This is a genomic window from Actinoplanes sp. NPDC051343 (assembly GCF_044455125.1).
Taxonomy (GTDB): Bacteria; Actinomycetota; Actinomycetes; order Mycobacteriales; family Micromonosporaceae; genus Actinoplanes.
Window position 1 is genome coordinate 412,160 of sequence record NZ_JBITEL010000007.1, and the last position, 18,266, is coordinate 430,425.

Sequence of the window (18,266 nt, forward strand, 5' to 3'; positions counted from 1 at the left end):
TCTTTGCATAGTTATTGTGGATGCCATGGACATCGTCCGGCTCCGCAACGACCAGATCCGCGTGCTCGCCCACCCGCTGCGCAGCCGCCTTCTCGGCAGCCTCCGCCTGCACGGCCCGGCGACCGCCACCCGGCTCGCCTCCGCGCTCGGCACCAACACCGGCGCCACCAGCTATCACCTGCGCCAGCTGGCCGAGGTCGGCCTGGTCGCCGAGGACGAGCGGCCGGGCAGCGGACGGCAGCGCTTCTGGCGCTCGGTCCACGACATGTCGACCTGGCACCACAGCCAATACGAGGACGACCCCGACGCCGCCGCGGCCGCCGACTGGCTCGCCGCCCAGCAGCTCAGCCGGCTCAACGCGCATTTCGAAGCCTGGCGGGCCGCGACGCCTGCGGAGCCGCCCGAGTGGCGGGACGCCAGTTCGCTCTCCGACTACTACCTCCAGCTCAACGACGCCCAGGCCAAAGCCCTCGTCGCCGAGCTCGACGCGGTCGTCAACCGCTGGCGGGACGCCGAGCCCGGCCCCGGCGCCCGGCAGGTGCTGCTCTACCTGGCCGCCGTGCCCAACCTGGAGGAGCGGTGAGCATCCGCGCGCGCTTCCTGCTGCTGCTCGGGCTGCGCTGGCTGCCGGTCGGGCTGATGATCCCGGTCTCGGTGCTGCTCCCGCTCGAACGCGGGCTCACCCTCGCCCAGGCCGGCTCGGTCGTCGCGATCCAGGGCGCCGTCGTCCTGATCCTCGAACTGCCGACCGGCGGCCTGACCGACGCACTCGGCCGGCGTCCGGTGCTGGTCGCCGCCGGCGTGCTCAGCCTCGTCTCCGCGACGCTGCTCGCATGCGCACACTCGATCGCCGCGTTCGCCGTCTACTGGCTGCTCCAGGGCATCTATCGGGCGCTCGACAGCGGTCCGCTCGAGGCGTGGTTCGTCGACCATGCCCTGGCGGCCGACCCCGCGGCCGACATCGAGACCGGGCTCAGCCGCAGCGGAGTCGTCATCGGGGTCGCAGTGTCCGGCGGCGCGCTGCTGGGCGGCGGAGTCGTCGCGCTCGGGCCGTGGGGTCCGATCTCCGCCCTGACCGCACCGGTTCTCGTGTCGATCGTGCTCCAGGCCGTGTCCCTGACGTGCGTGCTCGTGCTGATGACCGAGGAACGGGCGGTCCGCGGCGTGGCGGCGCTCGCGGCGTCGGTGCGCGGGGTCCCCGGGGCGATCCTCGGAGCGGTCCGGATCGTGCGCGGGTCGCGCGTCGTGGCGGCGCTGGTCGCGGTCGAGCTGTTCTGGAGCTTCGGCATGCCCGCCTTCGAGACGCTCACGCCCGTACGCCTGAGTGCGCTGCTCGGCAGCAGTGACCGCGCCTCGGCGCTGATGGGCCCGGCCGGAAGCGCCGCCTGGGGTGCGTCGGCGCTCGGCGCCGCACTGATCCCGCTGCTCGTCCGCCGCATCGGCGCCCGCTGGACCGGTTTCACGCTGCGGCTCGCCCAGGGCGTGACGGTGGCCGGCATGGGCCTGCTCGGCGGGGTGGCCGGCGTGATCGGGGCCTACCTTCTCACCTACACCGTGCACGGCGCGGCCAACCCGGTGCACGCCGGGCTCCTGCATCGCCAGGTCGACGGACCGCACCGGGCCAGCCTGATCTCACTCAACTCGATGGTCGGCCAGCCCGGGCTCTCCCTCGGCATGATCGCGCTCACCGCGGTCGCCGGATCGGCGGGCGTCGGTGCCGCGATGGTCCTCGGCGCGGCCGCCCTCGCCGTCGCCGCCCCTCTCTACCTGGTGAAAGCTCCGGCGCCCCAGCCAATGTGGAGTTTGCGCGCGACCACCACCGGGGTATGAGGCATCGCAAGCTCAACACCCCCCACGGAGGCTCTCTCATGCTCGCCATCGCTGCTGCCATCGTCTTTGCCATCTGGCTGGTGCTCGACCTCTTCAACACCAACCTCGGCGCGCCCGACCTCTTCAACTTCTCGACCATGGCGTCGATCGGGTTGCTGCTGCTGTCGCTCTACCTGGCCGGCTTCGGCAGTGGCCCGCGGTCCGGCTCGGGCGGCAGCGGCCGCCGCTTCTACGGCCGTCGCCCCGGTCGCGGTTGAGTTTGCTCTGCTTGCTGGCCTCGCTTCGCTCGGCGGGATTCGCCCCTGGACGTCGGCGACTTGAGCACCAAAACGACCTCGGCTTTGCCTTGTCGTTTTGGCACTCAAGTCGCCGACGGGCGAAATCCGGACTCTGGTCTGCCTTGTCGTTTTGGGGCTTGAGTCGCCGACGGGCGAGGTCCGGACTCTGGTTTGCCTTGTCGTTTTGGGGCTTGAGTCGCCGACGGGCGAGGTCCGGGCTCTGGTTTGCCTTGTCGTTTTGGGGCTTGAGTCGCCGACGGGCGAAGTCTGGGATTTCTGGCCTGCGGGAGTGGCCGGTACTGTTTTTTGTGATGGAGATTGACGGGCTTTTCTCGGTGGCCTCGCCGGCCGGCTCCCCCTCGGCGGCCGGGTTCGACTCGCCGGGTGCTGATTCGCCGCTGCCTGTGCGGATGCGGCCGGCCGAGCTCGACGAGCTGGTCGGTCAGGAGCATCTGCTCGCGCCCGGGGCGCCGCTGCGGCAGCTGGTGACCGGTGACAGCCCGATGTCGGTGATTCTCTGGGGGCCGCCCGGCACCGGCAAGACGACGATCGCGCACCTCGTGGCCCGAGCGACGAACCGGAAGTTCGTTGCCTTGTCGGCTCTGTCGGCCGGGGTCAAGGACGTGCGAGCCGTGATCGAGGTCGCCCGGCAGGAGCGGCGCCGGGGCGGTTCCCCGACCGTGCTGTTCATCGACGAGGTGCACCGGTTCTCGAAGACCCAGCAGGACTCACTGCTGGCCGCGGTCGAGGACCGGACGGTCACCTTGCTGGCGGCGACGACCGAAAATCCGTACTTCTCGGTCATCTCGCCTCTGCTGTCGCGGTGCGTGCTCCTGACCCTCCAGGCGCTCGGCGACGACCAGGTCCGCACGCTGCTGCGGCGCGCGGTCACCGACCCCCGCGGGCTCGGCGGAACGGTCACCCTCTCGGCCGAGGCCGAGGAACACCTCGTACGCCTGGCGGCCGGCGACGTACGGAAATCCCTGACCGCCCTCGAAGCCGCGGCCGCCTCCGCCCACGCCCAGGACGCAACCGAGATCGACCTGGCCACCGCCGAGAAGGCGGTCGACGTCGCGGCCGTCCGCTACGACCGCGACGGCGACGCCCACTACGACGTGACCAGCGCCTTCATCAAAAGCATGCGGGGCAGCGATGCCGACGCGGCGCTGCACTGGCTGGCCCGCATGCTGGTCGCCGGCGAAGACCCGCGGTTCATCGCCCGGCGCATCGTCATCTTCGCCAGCGAGGACATCGGCATGGCCGACCCGCAGGCCCTGCTCGTGGCGACCGCCGCCGCCCAGGCGGTGCAGAGTGTCGGGCTGCCCGAGGCCGGGCTCAACCTGGCCCAGGCAGTCGTGCATCTGGCCACGGCGCCGAAGTCCAACAGCGTGACGACCGCTCTGGGCGCGGCGATGAACGACGTACGGTCCGGGCTCGGTGGCGCCGTGCCGTCGCATCTGCGGGATGCGCACTACCCGGGCGCCCGCGGCCTCGGTCACGGCCGCGGATACCGCTATCCCCACGACGATCCGCGCGGGGTGGTCACCCAGCAGTACATTCCGGACGATCTGGTGGAGGCGGAGTATTACCAGCCGACCGACCACGGTGCCGAGCGGGCGGTCCGGGAACGGGTGCCGCGCCTGCGCCGGATCGTACGGGGCTCGGAGAGTGTTCGGTCACAGTCGTCGGCCGGTTCTTCGCTCATTGAAACGGCGGCGTCACCTGCGGTGACGCCCCACAAAACCGGTCAAGTAGCCGAGAGCGAAAGCGGCGGGAACCGGCGTAAGGTGGCCGAGCCGGGGACCGGACAGGACGACAGCGGCAAGACCGCCGGAGGGGAAGAGCCGTGAGATCGCGCGGTGCCGAGGGGCCCGACGACGACGCTGACCTGGGTGGCAAAAACCGCCGCCGGTTCGGACGCGGCGGTCGGCCGGAGCCGGTCGAACCCGAGCCGGTCTCCACCGAGGAAACCGGCTGGCTCGACGACCTGCGCACCGCCAAGCAGCAGCGCGGCGCGATCGGCCCGGGCACCCTCGCCGGCGAGACCCGGCCGTCCAAATCGGGCCGAGTCGCCCCCGGCCCCGACGACCAGCCGGACGACGACATCCCACTGCCCGGCCGCGGCGGCTTCGGCGGCGCAGCGCGCCCGGTGAGCCCGTCCGGCCCGGTGCCCGACGCGCGGCCCGCGCCCGGTTGGCAGGGTGGCTCCGGCGCGTGGGCGACGACCGCCAACCCCCAGTCCGGCAACCCGCCGCCGCCCGCCGGAGCCGATCCAGGCCGTCGCGGCGCGCCGCCTTCCGCCCCGGTCTCACCTTCGGGCCAAGGCTCCGGCATGGCGGGCGCCCCGCCCGGCCCCGCGCAGCGCGGCGGCCAGGGACAGCCCGGTTTTCCGGCGACCGGCCCAGGACGGCCCGGTTATGCAGCGAGCGGTCCCAGTCAGCCTGGCTATGCGGAGGGCGGGCCGGGTCAGCCCGGCTATGCGGCTAGCGGTCCCGGGCAGCCTGGCTATGCGGCGGGCGGACCCGGGCAGCCTGGTCAGGATCAAGCCGGTTTTCCGCCGGGGCAGCCGGGCTTCGGTCCGGACGGGTCCGGTCGGCCTGCGTCGGGCCAGCCTGGCTTCCCGCCGGGTGGCTCGGGCCAGCCTGGGTCGGGCCAAACGAGGTCGGGCCAAACTGCGCCGGGCCAAACTGCGCCGGGCCAGCCTGCGTCGGGCCAGCCGGGCCAGCCTGGCCTGCCGCCTGGTGGTCCGGGCCGGCCCGGGTTTCGGCCGGGTGGGCCGGGGCAGGCTGCTCCTGGGCAGAGCTCACGGGCGGGTGCGCCCGGGCAGCATGACCAGGCCGCGGGAGCGTTCTCGCCGACGGCGCCCGGGCGGCACCCTGGCGAGGGCGAGCCCGGTCAGGGCCGCCGCAACATGGAGACTTCCGGGCCGGGCGTCCCGGCGTCCGGCAACGCGCCGGGGCTGCCGCCGCCCGGCATTCCCGCGTCGGGCAACGCACCTGGTCTGCCGCCCACCTCGGGCGGTGCTCCCGGATTTGCCGGCCCGCCGACTCCGGGTGTGCCGGTGGCGCCGTCCTCGCGGCCGGTTTCGCCGGGCGGGCCGACCCGCGGACGTGACCGCTTCCGGTCTCCCGAGCAGGGCGGACCCCGGCCGCAGAGCCCGGCGCCCGGTCAACCCGGCCGGCCGGGAACGCTCGGCGACGTCAGCGGGCGCCTGCCGGCCGGCGGCCCCGGTCCGAGGCCGGGCGGTACGGGTCCTCAACAAAGTGGCACCGGTCGCGCCGGAATTCCGGGTGGCCCTCCGATGCCGGGGGACGTGTCAGGTCCGCTGCCGGGCCGGGCCGCCGGCGACATATCAGGTGAACTGCAGGGACGTCCGGGCATGGGCCGGCCGGGTGACCCGGCCGGTTCGATGCCAGGTCGGGCCGGGGCGGGTTTGCCGGGTGCGACCGGGTCGGTGTCCGGTGGGCGCCTCGGCGGGCCGGGGACTGAGGACGAAAGCACGGGGCGGCACGGCGCCGGCAACGGTGAGAACACCGGGCGGCACGGCGCGGCCGACGACGGTCGCGGTACCGGTGGGCGGCGTACTCGCCGGGGCAACCGGGACGGCGACTCGGCGGCCGACAACGGGCCGCAGGACTTCGGCGCGGGTGGTGGCCCGGGCGGACGCGGCGTTCCGCCGCAGGACGGCTCTGGGCCGGGTCCGTCCGTACGGGCGTCCGCCTCGGTCATGCCGCCGGTGGTTCCCGGGCGTCAGGGCATCCGCACGCCGGCCGTACCGGGTCGCGCCGGTGCCATGGCCGACGGACCGGGTGGCCAGAGCCGTCGGCAGGCACCGCGCGGTGGCCAGCCGGGCCGCGGGGCCGCACCCGGCCCGCGCCAACCCGGCCCCAACCAGTCGGGCACCGGTCCCGTTCGCAGTGGGCCGATGAAGCGTGGTCAGGGTTCCGGGCAGCCGCCCCGCGGCGACGTCCCGGTGCAGCCGTCCTCGGGCGTGCCGTTCGGCGGTTCGCGGGAGGAGCCTTCGGGCCAGCACAGCCGGCCGTTCGCGCCGCCGCGCGGGGACGCTCCGGGGCAGCACAGCCAGCCGCTGCCGACCGGGCCGTCGTCGGGTGCGCCCTACGGCGAGGGGCCCGGCCAGCGCAGTCAGCCCCTCAACGGTCCGCGCGACGAAGTCTCGGGCCAGCACAGCCAGCGGTTGCCCGGGCGCCCCGCGTCCGGCGCGCCGTACGGTGACGGGCCGGGCGCCCGGCCGTCGTCGGGGGCGCCGTTCGGTGGTCTGCGGGACGAGCCGTCGGGCCGGCACGGACAGGCCACGCCGGCGCGGCCGGCCTCGGGAGCGCCGTTCGGCGGCGCGCACGAGGAGAGTTCCGGGCAGCACAGCCAGCGACTTCCGGTGCGGCCCTCGTCCGGCGCGCCGTTCGGCGACATGCCGGCGCGGCCGTCTTCGGGGGCGCCGACCGGGCAGCACAGCCGGGCCCTGCCCGAGGAGACCACCGGCCGGCACAGCCAGCCGGCGGCCGGTCAGCACAGCCAGACCGACGACTCGGCCGGGCCGGGCAACGCACCGCGCGGGGCCGCGCGTCCGGGCGGCGCTGCGCGCACTGCGCCGGCGCCGCGGGCCGGCGGTTCGACCGTGCCGGGTTCGCGGGGCACCGGCGCGATTCCGCGTGGTGCCGCGGCGGCCGGTCGACGGGCTCCCAGCCCGGCCGGACCCGGCCGACCTGGCGATCTCAACTCGGCGGGCGCGGCCCCTCTGAACCCGAACGATCCCGGCGGCCAAGGCAACGACGGTCCGGGCCCGCGCGGTCGCGGGCCGGTCGGAAACGCGCCGGCGGGTCCGCGCGGCGCCGGCAACGGCCCGACCGGCGCGGTCGGTCGTGGCGCTACCGACGTGACCGGACCGGCGGGTCGTGGCTCGGCTCGCCCGGCCGGTGGACCGGCCGGTTCCGCACCGGTGGGTTCGGCCTCGGTCGGCCGCGGGCCGACTGATGCAACGCCGCCGGGGACCGGCCCGCTTGGCCGTGGACGGCCTGATGCGACGCCGCCGGGGACCGGCCCGCTGGGCCGTGGACGGCCTGATGCGACGCCGTCCGGGACCGGCCCGCTGGGCCGTGGCGCGGCTCGGCCGGCCGGTGCCGCTTCGGTGGGAGCGGCGGCCGTCGATGCTGCCAATTCCGGGCCGATCGGTTCGCCGCCGGCGGGTACCGGTCCGCTGAGTCGTGGTGCCGCCGGCGCTGGGCGTGGCCCGGCCGACGGAACGTCGTCGGGTACCGGTCCGCTGGGCCGGGGGGTGGCCGGTTCGGCTCGTCCGGTCGGTGCGGCTTCGGTCGGCACCGGGCCTGTCGGTTCGGCCTCGGTCGGTACGGCTGCGGGTTCGGCTGCGGTCGGATCAGCGTCGCCGGGCGGCGTGACCGGTTCGGCCTCGGTCGGTGCGGCTCCGGTCGGCGCCGCCTCAGCCGGTGCGCCGCCGAAGGGCGCTGCTTCCGTAGGCGCTGCCTCGGTGGGCGCTGCTTCAGTCGGTGCGGCCTCGGTGGGCGCGCCGCCGAAGGGCGCTGCATCCGTGGGTGCGGCCTCGGTGGGTGCGGCCGCAGTGGGTGCAGCCTCGGTGGGTGCGCCTCCGAAGGGTGCGGCCTCGGTTCTCCAGGCCGCCGGAGCGGCTTCGGTCGGCGGGCGGGTCGGGGGTGACCTCGACGGTGCGGAGCGGATCAGCGACGGCACGCCGGGGCGGGCTCCGGTCGTACCGTCGCAAGCCGGCGCTCGGCCGCCGGTGCCCGGCCCCGGTGAGACCCTCGGGGGTTTGCGGGGTGCCCGGACCGAGCTGCGGAACCAGATGCGCAGCCGGCGCCGCCTGCGGATGGTGACGTTGATCTCTCTGGCGGCGATCGTGCTGATCGTGCTGCCGGTGTTCTTCGGGCTGCGGTCGGCCGGGCGCGACCCGGTCTTCAGCTCGCTCGACTCGCTCGACGTGCCGTCGTGGGCGCAGAGCAACGTCGAGGATCACACCAGCGGCAGCCAGTGGTGTTTCATCGGGTGCCGGTTCCGGGAGCGGACCGCCGACTCGTCGAAGCCGCTGCAGGAGACCACCGCCGCCTACAGCCAGGCGCTGAAGGCCGGCGGCTGGCAGCCGTGGAAGGTGGCCGAGTGCCCGGAGCAGCCGATCGATCCGGGGTCCGGCACCTACAGCTGCTGGAAGCGGGACGAGTTCACACTGGACCTGCAGGTCAGCCTGCCCGATTGTGCGGTCGACGCGCTCGCCGCCCAGGACCCGGCGGCCCTGCCGTCGTCGGCCGTGGCGCCGACGGCGGACCCGAAGAAGTGTGTCGGGTCGACGGTCAGCCTCAAGGTGCAGAACGCGATCACCGACACTCGCGGCAAGAAGGAACCGAAGCAGAGCCCGGACCTGGTCGGGGAGACGCCGGATCCGACGTTCTCCGACGATCCTCTTCTCGGTACGCCGACACCGAAGGCGTCCTGAAGCGCGTCGTGGTCACGGACGGTAGGGTCTGCACGTTGTCCCGCCGTAACCGTTGACCGCAGTGAAGAGGAGACGCGCTAGATGGACGCCGGAGAAGTCGCAGGTCTCATCGCGGCGATTGCGTTCGCCGTTCTGGTGATCTTGCTGGCCGTGCCGATCCTCAAGCTGGCCGGCACCGTGGGTGCTGCCACTCGGGCGATCAACGACCTCAACGATCGCACCGGGCCGCTGCTCGCCGACGTGGACGAGACGGTGAAGAACGTCAACGTCGCGCTCAGCCAGGTGCAGGTCTCTTTGGACGGTGTCAACCTGCAGCTCGCGAAGGTTGACACGATCACCGAGCACGCCGCCCACGTGACCGCCAACGTCGCCAACCTGTCGACCGTCGTGTCCGCCGCCGCGGCGAACCCGCTGGTCAAGGTGGCCTCCTTCGGGTACGGCCTGCGCAAGGCCGCCCGGGCCCGCCGCCGCGCCGACGACGAGCGCGAGGTTCGCGACACCCTGAAGCAGCGCCGCAAGGCCGCCCGCTAACTCAGATTCGAAGGGAAACACGCCGCCATGAAGCGCCTGCTCTGGCTCGGCGTCGGCCTGGCCGTCGGCGCCCTCGTCGTTCGCAAGCTCACCCAGAAGGCGAACGAATTCACCCCGTCGGGCATCGCCACCTCCCTGTCGCAATCCGCTGGCGGCCTGGTCGAGTCGATGCGTAGCTTCGTGGATGACGTCCGCGAGGGAATGACCGAGCGGGAGGAGCAGATTCACCGGGCGTTCGAGGCCGGTGAACTCTACGAAGACGACGACGAAGACGAGTCCCAGGAAGGGAACCGATGAAGACGGCGGAGATCAAGCGGCGCTATCTGGCGCATTTCGAGGCCAACGGGCACACGGTCGTGCCGAGTGCCCCGCTGCCGGCCATCGACGACCCCAACCTGCTGTTCATCAACGCCGGCATGGTGCAGTTCGTGCCTTACTTCCTGGGCCAGCGCACCCCGCCGTTCGCGCGCGCGGTCAGCGTGCAGAAGTGCATCCGTACGCCCGACATCGACGAGGTCGGCAAGACGTCCCGGCACGGCACGTTTTTCCAGATGAACGGCAACTTCTCGTTCGGCGACTACTTCAAGGAGGGCGCGGTCAAGCTCGCCTGGGAGCTGTCGACCAAGTCGGTGGCCGAGGGCGGTTTCGGGCTTGACCCGGCGCGCATCTGGCCGACCGTCTACCTCGACGACGACGAGGCGTTCGAGCTGTGGCGGGCGATCGGCGTGCCGACCGAGCACATCGTGCGCCGGGGTAAGGCGGACAACTACTGGTCGATGGGCATCCCCGGGCCGGCCGGCCCGTGCTCGGAGCTCTTCTACGACCGTGGCCCGGAGTACGGCAAGGACGGCGGCCCCGAGGTCGACGAGGACCGGTTCATGGAGTACTGGAACCTCGTCTTCATGACCTACGAGATCACCGACGTGAAGTCGAAGGAGGACTTCACGATCGTCGGTGACCTGCCGGCCAAGAACATCGACACCGGCATGGGCCTGGAGCGCATCGCGTCGATCCTGCAGGGCGTCGACAATCTCTACGAGATCGACGAGGTCCGGCCGATCCTGGCGCGCGCGGCGGAGATGACCGGCAAGCAGTACGGCGTGCACTCCGGTCACGTGGCGGGCGAGTCCCACCCGGACGACGTACGCCTGCGGGTGATCGCCGACCACGTACGTACGGCGCTGATGCTGATCGGCGACGGCGTGACCCCGAGCAACGAGGGCCGCGGCTACGTGCTTCGGCGGATCATGCGCCGGGCGATCCGGTCGATCCGCCTGCTCGGCTGGCAGGCGCCGGCGCTGCCGGAGCTGCTGCCGGTGGCGCGCGACTGCATGGCGCCGTCGTACCCGGAGGTGGCCGAGGAGTTCGGGCGGATCTCGACCTACGCCTACGCGGAGGAGGACGCGTTCCTCTCGACGCTGAAGGCCGGCACCACGATCCTCGACGTCGCGATCGACGAGACCCGCAGGACCGGCGGGAAGCAGCTGTCGGGCTCGCAGGCGTTCCAGCTGCACGACACCTACGGTTTCCCGATCGACCTCACTCTGGAGATCGCCTCGGAGCAGGGCCTGGAAGTGGACCAGGAGGGCTTCCGCCGCCTGATGTCCGAGCAGCGGACCCGCGCGAAGGCGGACGCCAAAGCGCGCAAGACGGGTCACGCCGATCTGTCCGCTTACCGGGCCGTGCTCGATGACGGCGGTCCGGTGGAGTTCACCGGCTACCAGGAGGTGAGCCGGGAGACGCGCGTTCGGGCGCTGCTCGGCGACGGCGGGCAGAAAGCCGTGGCCGGCGAGGGCGACTACGTCGAGCTGGTGCTCGACTCGACCCCGTTCTACGCCGAGGGCGGTGGCCAGCAGGCCGACTCGGGTCTGATCAGCGTCGGCGCGGGCCGCGTCGAGGTGGTCGACGTGCAGCAGCCGCTGCCCGGCCTGATCGTGCACAAGGCCCGGGTCGTGCAGGGCGAGGTGCGCGCGGGGGAGACCGGTTACGCCGAGATCGACGTCACGCGGCGTAAGGCGATCTCGCGGTCGCACACCGCGACCCATCTGATCCACCAGACCATGCGGCACTTCCTCGGTGAGTCGGCGACCCAGGCCGGTTCGCTCAACGCGCCGGGCCGTCTGCGGTTCGACTTCAACACCCCGGGGGCCGTCTCGCCCGTGGTGCTGAACGACGTTGAGCAGCAGGTCAACGAGGTGCTGCTGCGCGACCTCGAGGTTCACGCGTTCATCACCTCCCAGGAGGAAGCGCGCCGGCTGGGCGCGATGGCTCTCTTCGGGGAGAAGTACGGCGATGAGGTCCGTGTGGTTGAAGTCGGCGACTATGCCCGTGAATTGTGCGGTGGCACACACGTGGCGCGGTCGGGCCAGCTGGGCCTCGTGAAGATCCTCAACGAGGCCTCGATCGGTTCCGGCGTCCGCCGGGTCGAGGCGCTGGTCGGCATCGACGCGTTCGGCTTCCTGGCCAAGGAGCATCTGCTGGTCAGCCGGCTCGCCGAGCTGTTCCGGGTGCCCGGCGACCAGGTCGCGGACCGGGTCGAGCAGACCGTGACGGCGCTGCGCGACGCCGAGAAGGAGCTCGAGAAGCTGCGGGCCCAGATGGTGCTCGGCGGGGCGGCGGCGATCGCGTCGCAGGCCCGTGATCTGCGCGGCGTGGCCTACGTCGGCACCGAGGCGCCGGAGGGTGCGGCGGGCAACGATGTGCGTACCCTTGCCCAGGAGATCCGGGGCAAGATCGACGCCACGCGTCCCGCGGTGGTGGCTGTCGCGGCCCGGTCCAACGGCAAGGCGTCGCTGATCGTGGCGATCAACGCGGCGGCCAGGTCGAAGGGCCTGTCGGCGGCCGATCTGGTCAAGGGCGCGCTCTCCGGCCGGGGCGGCGGCAACGCCGATCTGGCCCAGGGCGGCGGCGTCCCTGCCGACCAGGTTCCGGCTCTGCTGGCGGCGGTGGAGAAGGCGGTGGGTGACTCCGCCGAGTGACGGGGGGTGACGGCATGGCTGCGCTGTCGCGGGGTAGGCGGCTGGGTGTTGATGTCGGTAAGGTGCGCGTCGGGGTCGCCGTAAGTGACCCTGACGGGATCTTGGCCACCCCCCTGGTCACGTTGTCCCGTGACATGGGCGCGGCAGCCGATGCCGTGCCCAGCGACATAGCTGAGCTCGTCCGTCTTGTGGGGGAACACGAGGCGGTGCAGATCGTGGTCGGGCTCCCGGTGCGGCTCAACGGCGCCGAGGGTCCGGCCGCCATCGACATTCGTGCGTACGCTGGGCGACTGACGCAAGCGGTCGGTGAAGTGCCGGTCGCCCTGGCGGACGAAAGGATGTCGACCGTGGTCGCGACCCGTAGGCTTGCCGAACGTGGCGTCCGAGGAAGGCGGCAACGTGCGGTCGTCGATCAGGCGGCCGCGGTGGAGATCCTGCAGAGCTGGCTGGACGCGCAGCGGAGGCAGAGATGATCGACGAGCTGGACTTGGCGTTCGACGAGCATGCCGAACGCGGAAGACCCCGTCATCGGCGGGGCAGCCGCGGCGGGAAGAAGAGCTCAGGTAAGTCGGCTGTTGCCTTTTTGATGGCTTTCATCCTGTTGGCCGTGCTCGGCGGCGGCGTTTACTTCGGCTACAACAAGGTCAAGGGCTTCTTCACGGCCGCCGACTACGACGGCGTCGGCTCGGGCCCGGTCCAGGTGACGATCGCCCAGGGCTCGACGCTCACCGACATCGGCAACACGCTTGTCGACGCGGACGTGGTCAAGAGCACGAAGGCCTTCACCAACGCGGCCGAGAAGGACACGCGCAGCAAGAACATCCAGAACGGGACGTACAACCTCAAGAAGCAGATGTCGGCGAAGAACGCCATCGTCGCGCTGCTCGACCCGAAGAACCGGGTCACCTCCGGGGTGACGATCCCCGAGGGTTCGACCACGATGCAGATCTATGCGCTGCTCTCCAAGGCCACCAAGATCCCGGTCAAGGACTTCCAGACCGCGGCGAAGGATCCGGTGGCGCTGGGTGTGCCGGCGTTCTGGTTCAACCGGCGCGATCACAAGGCGGCCCAGAAGTCGATCGAGGGCTTCCTGTTCCCCGACACGTACGAGTTCGACCCCAAGCTGACCGCCGACCAGATCCTCAAGACGATGGTCGACCGGTTCATGAAAGAGGCGACCGACCTCGGCTTCGTCGACAAGGTGCAGAACACGCTCGCGGTGTCGCCGTTCGAGGGGCTCATCGTGTCGTCGCTGACCCAGGCCGAATCGGGCACCAACGCCGACATGCCGAAGATCGCCCGAGTGGCCTACAACCGGGCCTACAAGAACCACATGCCGCTGCAGTTCGACACCACCGCCAACTACTGGATCCAGTTGAACGGCGGCAAGGCGAAGTTCTCCGGTCAGCTCACCGGCGGCGAGCTCGACGACCCGAAAAACCCGTACAACACGGTCAGCAAACTGGGGCTGCCGCCCGGCCCGATCAACAACCCGGGGAAGTCGGCGCTCCAGGGCGCGATGAGCCCGGCGGCCGGCCCGTGGCTCTACTTCGTGGTGATCGACAAGAAGGGCAACTCCGCGTTCGCCACCACCAACACCCAGCACTGCGACAACATCCGGAAGGCGATCAACAACGGCATCCCGTTGTCGCCCTGCTGATCGAAGCGTGGCTGATCGAAACGCCTAGAGTGGCCCGGTGCACAACAACCAGCACCGGGCCGCCGTCTGTGGAAAACCGATCGGGCACTCGCTCTCGCCCGTCATCCACAATGCGGGCTTTGCGGCGGCCGGGCTCACCGGCTGGAATTACACCGCGATCGAGTGCGCCGAGACCGAACTCGCCGACCTGGTGGCGGGCCTCGGCCCGGAGTGGGCCGGCCTGTCGCTGACCATGCCGCTCAAGGAGGCCGGGCTCCGGCTGGCGGCCGAGGCGTCGCCGACCGCCCGGGCGGTCGGTGCGGCAAACACTCTGGTGCGGCGGGCGGACGGCGCTTGGCGCGCCGACAACACCGACGTGGCGGGCATGGTGCGGGTGTTGCGGGGGGCGGGCCTCAATTTCCGTACGCCGGTGATATCCGTTCTCGGGGGTGGGGGCACCGCCCGGGCCGCCCTGGCCGCCGCCGCTGAGCTCGGCGCCGAGGCCGTCACCCTGGTGACCCGGCGACCTGAGGCACGCGACGACCTGGCGCCGGTGGCCGACGCGCTCGGGCTGCGGCTGGCCGGGCTCGACTGGGCCGGTGCGGCGGCCGCCTTCGACGCCGACGCGGTGATTTCGACCGTACCGAAAGGCGCCGCCGACCACCTGGCCGGCACGGTCGCCTGGCGGCCCGGAACCGTGCTCTTCGACGCGCTCTACGACCCGTGGCCGACCCCGCTGGCCGCCGGCGCGCTCGCGAACGGCAACCCGGTGGTGTCCGGACTCGACCTGCTGCTCGCCCAGGCGCTGAGCCAGTTCGAGCAGTTCACCGGCGTACGCCCGGCGCCGGAGGCCGCGATGTGCGCGGCCCTGTCCGCCGCGGCCGGGCAACGCTGACTGTCCGCCCCTCGGGACGCGGACGACCGACCGTCGGGACTCCGTGCCAGACTGTGACTCGTGTTGCGCTGGCTGACCGCAGGTGAATCGCATGGACCGGCTCTCGTCGCGATGATCGAGGGGGTGCCGGCCGGGGTCGAGGTGACGACCACCGAGATCTCCCGTGATCTCGCCCGTCGCCGGCTCGGCTACGGCCGTGGTGCCCGCATGGCGTTCGAGCAGGATGTGGTCGAGGTGATCGGCGGCCTGCGGCACGGCGTGACCCTGGGCAGCCCGGTCGCCATCCGGGTCGGCAACTCGGAGTGGCCCAAGTGGCAGACCGTGATGGCGGCCGACCCGGTCGGAGCTTCGGAGCTGGAAAGTCAGGCGCGCAATGCGCCTCTCACCCGGCCCCGCCCCGGCCACGCCGACCTGGCCGGCATGCAGAAGTACGGCCACGCCGACGCCCGCCCGATCCTCGAGCGGGCCAGCGCCCGCGAGACCGCGGCCCGGGTCGCCGTCGGCGCGGTCGCCAAGGCCCTGGTCAAGCAGGCCCTCGGCATCGAGATCGTCTCGCACGTGATCGAGTTGGGCTCGGTCGCCGCGAAGACCGGCCTGATACCGGCCCCGTCCGACGCCGACCGCATCGACGAAGATCCGCTGCGCTGCCTCGACCCCGAGGCCAGCGCGCGCATGGTCGCCGAGGTCGACGCGGCGAAGAAGGACGCCGACACGCTGGGCGGCATCGTCGAGGTGCTCGCCTACAACGTGCCCCCCGGCCTCGGCTCCCACGTGCAATGGGACCGCAAGCTTGACGGCCGCCTCGCCGCCGCCCTGATGTCGATCCAGTCGGTCAAGGGCGTCGAGATCGGCGACGGCTTCACCCAGGCGCGCTCGCGAGGCTCGGTCGCCCACGACGAGATCATCCCGACCGCGGGCGGCGTGCGCCGGGTCACCGACCGGGCCGGCGGGCTCGAGGGCGGCATCACCAACGGCGAGCCGCTGCGGGTGCGGGCCGCGCTGAAGCCGATCTCGTCGCTCAACCGCGCCCTCCAGACGATCGACGTCACCACCGGCGAGCCGGCCACCGCGATCAACCAGCGTTCCGACGTCTGCGCGGTCCCGGCCGGGGCGGTCGTCGCCGAGGCGATGGTCGCGCTGGTCCTGGCCGAGGCCGCGGTCGAGAAGTTCGGCGGCGACTCGGTCGCCGAGATTCGCCGCAACGTGGCCGGCTACCTGGACAACCTGGTGATCCGCTGATGGCCCCGGCAACCGTCTTCGTCGGCACGATGGGCGCGGGCAAGACCTCGGTCGGCCAGGCGGTGGCGCGGCGGCTCGGCGTCCCGTTCGCCGACACCGACGCGATCATCGAGGAGCGCGCCGGCAAGCCGATCCCCGAGATCTTCTTCGACGACGGCGAAGACGCATTCCGTCTGCTGGAACGCACCGTAGTCTCCGAGGCCCTGGCCGAATTCGACGGCGTCCTCGCGCTCGGCGGCGGCGCCATCATGAACGAGGCCACCCGGGCACTGCTGGCCGGCCACACCGTGGTCTGGCTGTCGGTCGAGCTCAGCGACGCCGTGAAACGGGTCGGCCTGGGCGCCGGCCGCCCGATGATCTCGATCAACCCGCGCGCGACCATGAAGTTCCTGCTCGACCAGCGCAAGCCGCTCTACGCCTCGGTCGCCACCCACACCGTTTCGACCGACGGACGCGAGATCGACGACATAGCCGCCGAGGTGGTTGCGCTCCTCAAGTAGGTGTTGACTGAGGCTCATGTCTCGAGCGGTTCGTTTTGATCAGTACGGCGACGTGGACGTCCTGCGGGTCGAGGACGTCGAGAAACCTCAACCGGCGGCCGACCAGGTGCTGGTCGAGGTCGTCGCGGCCGGCATCAACCCCGGCGAAATCTCCGTCCGCACCGGCCTGATGGCCCAGATGTGGCCGGCGACGTTCCCGTCCGGCCAGGGCAGCGACTTCGCGGGGCGGGTCGTCGAGGTCGGCCCGTCGGTCACCGAGTTCGCGATCGGCGACGAGGTGGTCGGGTGGTCCGACTGGCGCTCCTCGCAGGCCGAATACGTGGCCGTCCCGGCCGACCACCTCACCCGCAAGCCGCTGGCCCTCGACTGGATCCGCGCCGGCGGCCTGTTCGTCGCCGGGGTGACCGCGTTCGCGGCCGTCCGCGCCGTCGAACCCCGGGCCGGCGAAACGGTCGTGGTCAGCGGCGCGGCCGGCGGCGTCGGCTCGCTCACCGTCCAGCTCGCCCGCAACGCCGGCGCCCACGTGATCGGCATCGCGGGCGAGGGCAACGCGGACTGGCTGCGGTCGGTCGGCGTCACCCCGATCGCCTACGGCGACGGGCTGGAGGGCCGGTTGCGCCAGGCGGCGCCCGCCGGCATCGACGCGTTCATCGACACGTACGGCGGTGGCTACGTCGAGCTGGCGATCGCCCTGAAGGTCGACCCGGCCCGCATCAACACCGTGATCGACTGGCCGGCGGCCGAGAAGTACGGGGTTAAGACCGAGGGGAGCCCGGCCGCCAGCGATGCCGAATCCCTTGGGTTCATGGCCAATGAGCTGGCTTGGGGGCGGATCAGCATGCCTATTGCCGCGGTCTATCCGTTGGAGGGGGTTCGCTCGGCCTATACCGAGCTTGCCGGGCGCCATACCCGGGGGAAGATCGTCCTGTCTTTGGAGTTGGGTGCTGAGGCTGGTCGTCAGTCGGGCTGATCCTTTTCGTTGCGGTCGGACGGAATTCGAGGGGAGGGTGACCAAGAACGAGGTAAAGCATCTAGTTCGTTCTTGGTCACCCACCCCTCGAATTCCTTGCCTGCTTATGGTCAGCAGGTTTGGCCTTATCTCGGGTCTTTGCTGCCAGGACTTACCTCACCCGGGCGGTCCCGCCGCGCTGGGCGCGACCGTACGCTCGGTGGGGACGCCAGGGGAGTCGGTCGCGCCGGGCCACGCTGAGTGGGTGGTTGTTCGGCCTCACATCGCCCACTTGCGCGGGTTGGTGGTCATGGAGACTGGGTGAAGGTGGGCGACGGCAGTTCTTCTTCAGGGCTTTGCGTGTCCCGTGTTCGCTTGGGCGCCATACAGTGGGGCGCCACCCGTCACCGTCCGGGCGCCTGCCGGACTTTCCCGGCTCGCAGTGGCCGGCCGGCCCAAGCGCTCCGAAGAGTCCCCGAAGTCCGTCTTGCGCCGGAACAGGTCCGGTTCCGGGCAGCGCGTCGGCAGGCCGGCGGGCTGGAGTTCGTGGAGTCCGCAATTCTGTGGCGCCGCCGAGGGTGACCGGCGCGCTTAGCGTGACCAGCCCGGTCACGGGCTGCGTTCAAAGGCAGGCATGTAACTGGCAAGCTGATTTTTGCCACCAACCCGCGCAAGTGGGCGATGTGAGGCCGAACAACCACCCACTCAGCGTGGCCCGGCGTGACCGACTCCCCTGGCGTGCCCACTGAGCGTACGGTCGCGCCCAGCGCAACGGGACCGCCCGGGTAACGCAAGGCCTGGCGGCAAAGACCCCTGATAAAGGCCAAATCTGCTGACCATAAGCAGGCAAGGAATTCGAGGGGAGGGTGACCAAGAACGAACTAGATGCTTTACCTCGTTCTTGGTCACCCACCCCTCGAATTCCGTCCGACCGCAAGAAAGCCACCCGTCC

14 protein-coding genes are annotated in these 18,266 nt (G+C 71.7%); all 14 read left to right on the forward strand.

Going from position 1 to position 18,266, the window contains the following annotated elements:
• Positions 1 to 25 precede the first annotated feature (25 nt).
• The 14 genes from ACIA5C_RS24885 to ACIA5C_RS24950 all read left to right on the forward strand — a co-directional run bounded on the left by ACIA5C_RS24885 (position 26) and on the right by ACIA5C_RS24950 (position 17,335).
• Positions 26 to 583, forward strand: a complete 558-nt coding sequence (locus ACIA5C_RS24885; protein ID WP_396058495.1) for a helix-turn-helix domain-containing protein — start codon at positions 26 to 28, stop codon at positions 581 to 583.
• Positions 580 to 1,830 (forward strand): MFS transporter, encoded by a 1,251-nt coding sequence (locus ACIA5C_RS24890; protein WP_396058498.1) that lies wholly within the window; start codon positions 580 to 582, stop codon positions 1,828 to 1,830. The genes ACIA5C_RS24885 and ACIA5C_RS24890 overlap by 4 nt, the downstream gene beginning before the upstream one ends.
• A 38-nt stretch (positions 1,831 to 1,868) precedes the next feature.
• Positions 1,869 to 2,087 (forward strand): hypothetical protein, encoded by a 219-nt coding sequence (locus ACIA5C_RS24895; protein WP_396058500.1) that lies wholly within the window; start codon positions 1,869 to 1,871, stop codon positions 2,085 to 2,087.
• Between the two features lie 332 nt (positions 2,088 to 2,419).
• Positions 2,420 to 3,958, forward strand: a complete 1,539-nt coding sequence (locus ACIA5C_RS24900; protein ID WP_396058502.1) for a replication-associated recombination protein A — start codon at positions 2,420 to 2,422, stop codon at positions 3,956 to 3,958.
• A gap of 3,755 nt (positions 3,959 to 7,713) precedes the next feature.
• Positions 7,714 to 8,583, forward strand: coding sequence for a hypothetical protein (locus tag ACIA5C_RS24905; RefSeq protein WP_396058504.1), 870 nt, complete (start codon positions 7,714 to 7,716; stop codon positions 8,581 to 8,583).
• 81 nt (positions 8,584 to 8,664) lie between these two features.
• Positions 8,665 to 9,114 (forward strand): DUF948 domain-containing protein, encoded by a 450-nt coding sequence (locus ACIA5C_RS24910; protein ID WP_396058506.1) that lies wholly within the window; start codon positions 8,665 to 8,667, stop codon positions 9,112 to 9,114.
• A gap of 27 nt (positions 9,115 to 9,141) precedes the next feature.
• Entirely contained in the window at positions 9,142 to 9,411 is a 270-nt protein-coding gene (locus ACIA5C_RS24915; RefSeq protein WP_396058508.1) for a hypothetical protein, read from the forward strand.
• Positions 9,408 to 12,092, forward strand: a complete 2,685-nt coding sequence (alaS, locus tag ACIA5C_RS24920) for an alanine--tRNA ligase (protein WP_396058510.1) — start codon at positions 9,408 to 9,410, stop codon at positions 12,090 to 12,092. Before ACIA5C_RS24915 ends, alaS begins: the two co-directional genes overlap by 4 nt.
• Before the next feature lie 14 nt (positions 12,093 to 12,106).
• Positions 12,107 to 12,565: a Holliday junction resolvase RuvX gene (gene ruvX, locus ACIA5C_RS24925; protein ID WP_396058512.1), complete on the forward strand. Its 459-nt coding sequence runs from the start codon at positions 12,107 to 12,109 to the stop codon at positions 12,563 to 12,565.
• Entirely contained in the window at positions 12,562 to 13,752 is a 1,191-nt protein-coding gene (gene mltG, locus ACIA5C_RS24930) for an endolytic transglycosylase MltG (RefSeq protein WP_396058514.1), read from the forward strand. Before ruvX ends, mltG begins: the two co-directional genes overlap by 4 nt.
• Positions 13,753 to 13,789: 37 nt before the next feature.
• Positions 13,790 to 14,626 carry a shikimate dehydrogenase gene (locus ACIA5C_RS24935; protein ID WP_396058516.1) on the forward strand — a complete coding sequence of 279 codons (837 nt, stop codon included), beginning with the start codon at positions 13,790 to 13,792 and terminating at the stop codon, positions 14,624 to 14,626.
• A gap of 60 nt (positions 14,627 to 14,686) precedes the next feature.
• Positions 14,687 to 15,865 (forward strand): chorismate synthase, encoded by a 1,179-nt coding sequence (gene aroC / locus ACIA5C_RS24940; protein ID WP_396058518.1) that lies wholly within the window; start codon positions 14,687 to 14,689, stop codon positions 15,863 to 15,865.
• A complete protein-coding gene (locus tag ACIA5C_RS24945) occupies positions 15,865 to 16,365 on the forward strand; it encodes a shikimate kinase (protein WP_396058520.1) in 501 nt (166 codons plus the stop codon). The genes aroC and ACIA5C_RS24945 overlap by 1 nt, the downstream gene beginning before the upstream one ends.
• Positions 16,366 to 16,381: 16 nt before the next feature.
• On the forward strand, positions 16,382 to 17,335 hold the full coding sequence (locus tag ACIA5C_RS24950) for an NADP-dependent oxidoreductase (RefSeq protein ID WP_396058522.1): 954 nt from the start codon (positions 16,382 to 16,384) through the stop codon (positions 17,333 to 17,335).
• The last annotated feature ends 931 nt before the right edge of the window (positions 17,336 to 18,266 follow it).

Excerpts from the sequence above, each read along its gene's own strand:
- ACIA5C_RS24885 (WP_396058495.1), top strand. The coding sequence starts at position 26 with ATGGACATCGTCCGGCTCCGCAACGACCAGATCCGCGTGCTCGCCCAC.
- ACIA5C_RS24895 (WP_396058500.1), top strand. The coding sequence starts at position 1,869 with ATGCTCGCCATCGCTGCTGCCATCGTCTTTGCCATCTGGCTGGTGCTC.
- ACIA5C_RS24900 (WP_396058502.1), top strand. The coding sequence starts at position 2,420 with ATGGAGATTGACGGGCTTTTCTCGGTGGCCTCGCCGGCCGGCTCCCCC.
- ACIA5C_RS24910 (WP_396058506.1), top strand. The coding sequence starts at position 8,665 with ATGGACGCCGGAGAAGTCGCAGGTCTCATCGCGGCGATTGCGTTCGCC.
- ACIA5C_RS24915 (WP_396058508.1), top strand. The coding sequence starts at position 9,142 with ATGAAGCGCCTGCTCTGGCTCGGCGTCGGCCTGGCCGTCGGCGCCCTC.
- alaS (WP_396058510.1), top strand. The coding sequence starts at position 9,408 with ATGAAGACGGCGGAGATCAAGCGGCGCTATCTGGCGCATTTCGAGGCC.
- ruvX (WP_396058512.1), top strand. The coding sequence starts at position 12,107 with ATGGCTGCGCTGTCGCGGGGTAGGCGGCTGGGTGTTGATGTCGGTAAG.
- mltG (WP_396058514.1), top strand. The coding sequence starts at position 12,562 with ATGATCGACGAGCTGGACTTGGCGTTCGACGAGCATGCCGAACGCGGA.
- ACIA5C_RS24945 (WP_396058520.1), top strand. The coding sequence starts at position 15,865 with ATGGCCCCGGCAACCGTCTTCGTCGGCACGATGGGCGCGGGCAAGACC.
- ACIA5C_RS24950 (WP_396058522.1), top strand. The coding sequence starts at position 16,382 with ATGTCTCGAGCGGTTCGTTTTGATCAGTACGGCGACGTGGACGTCCTG.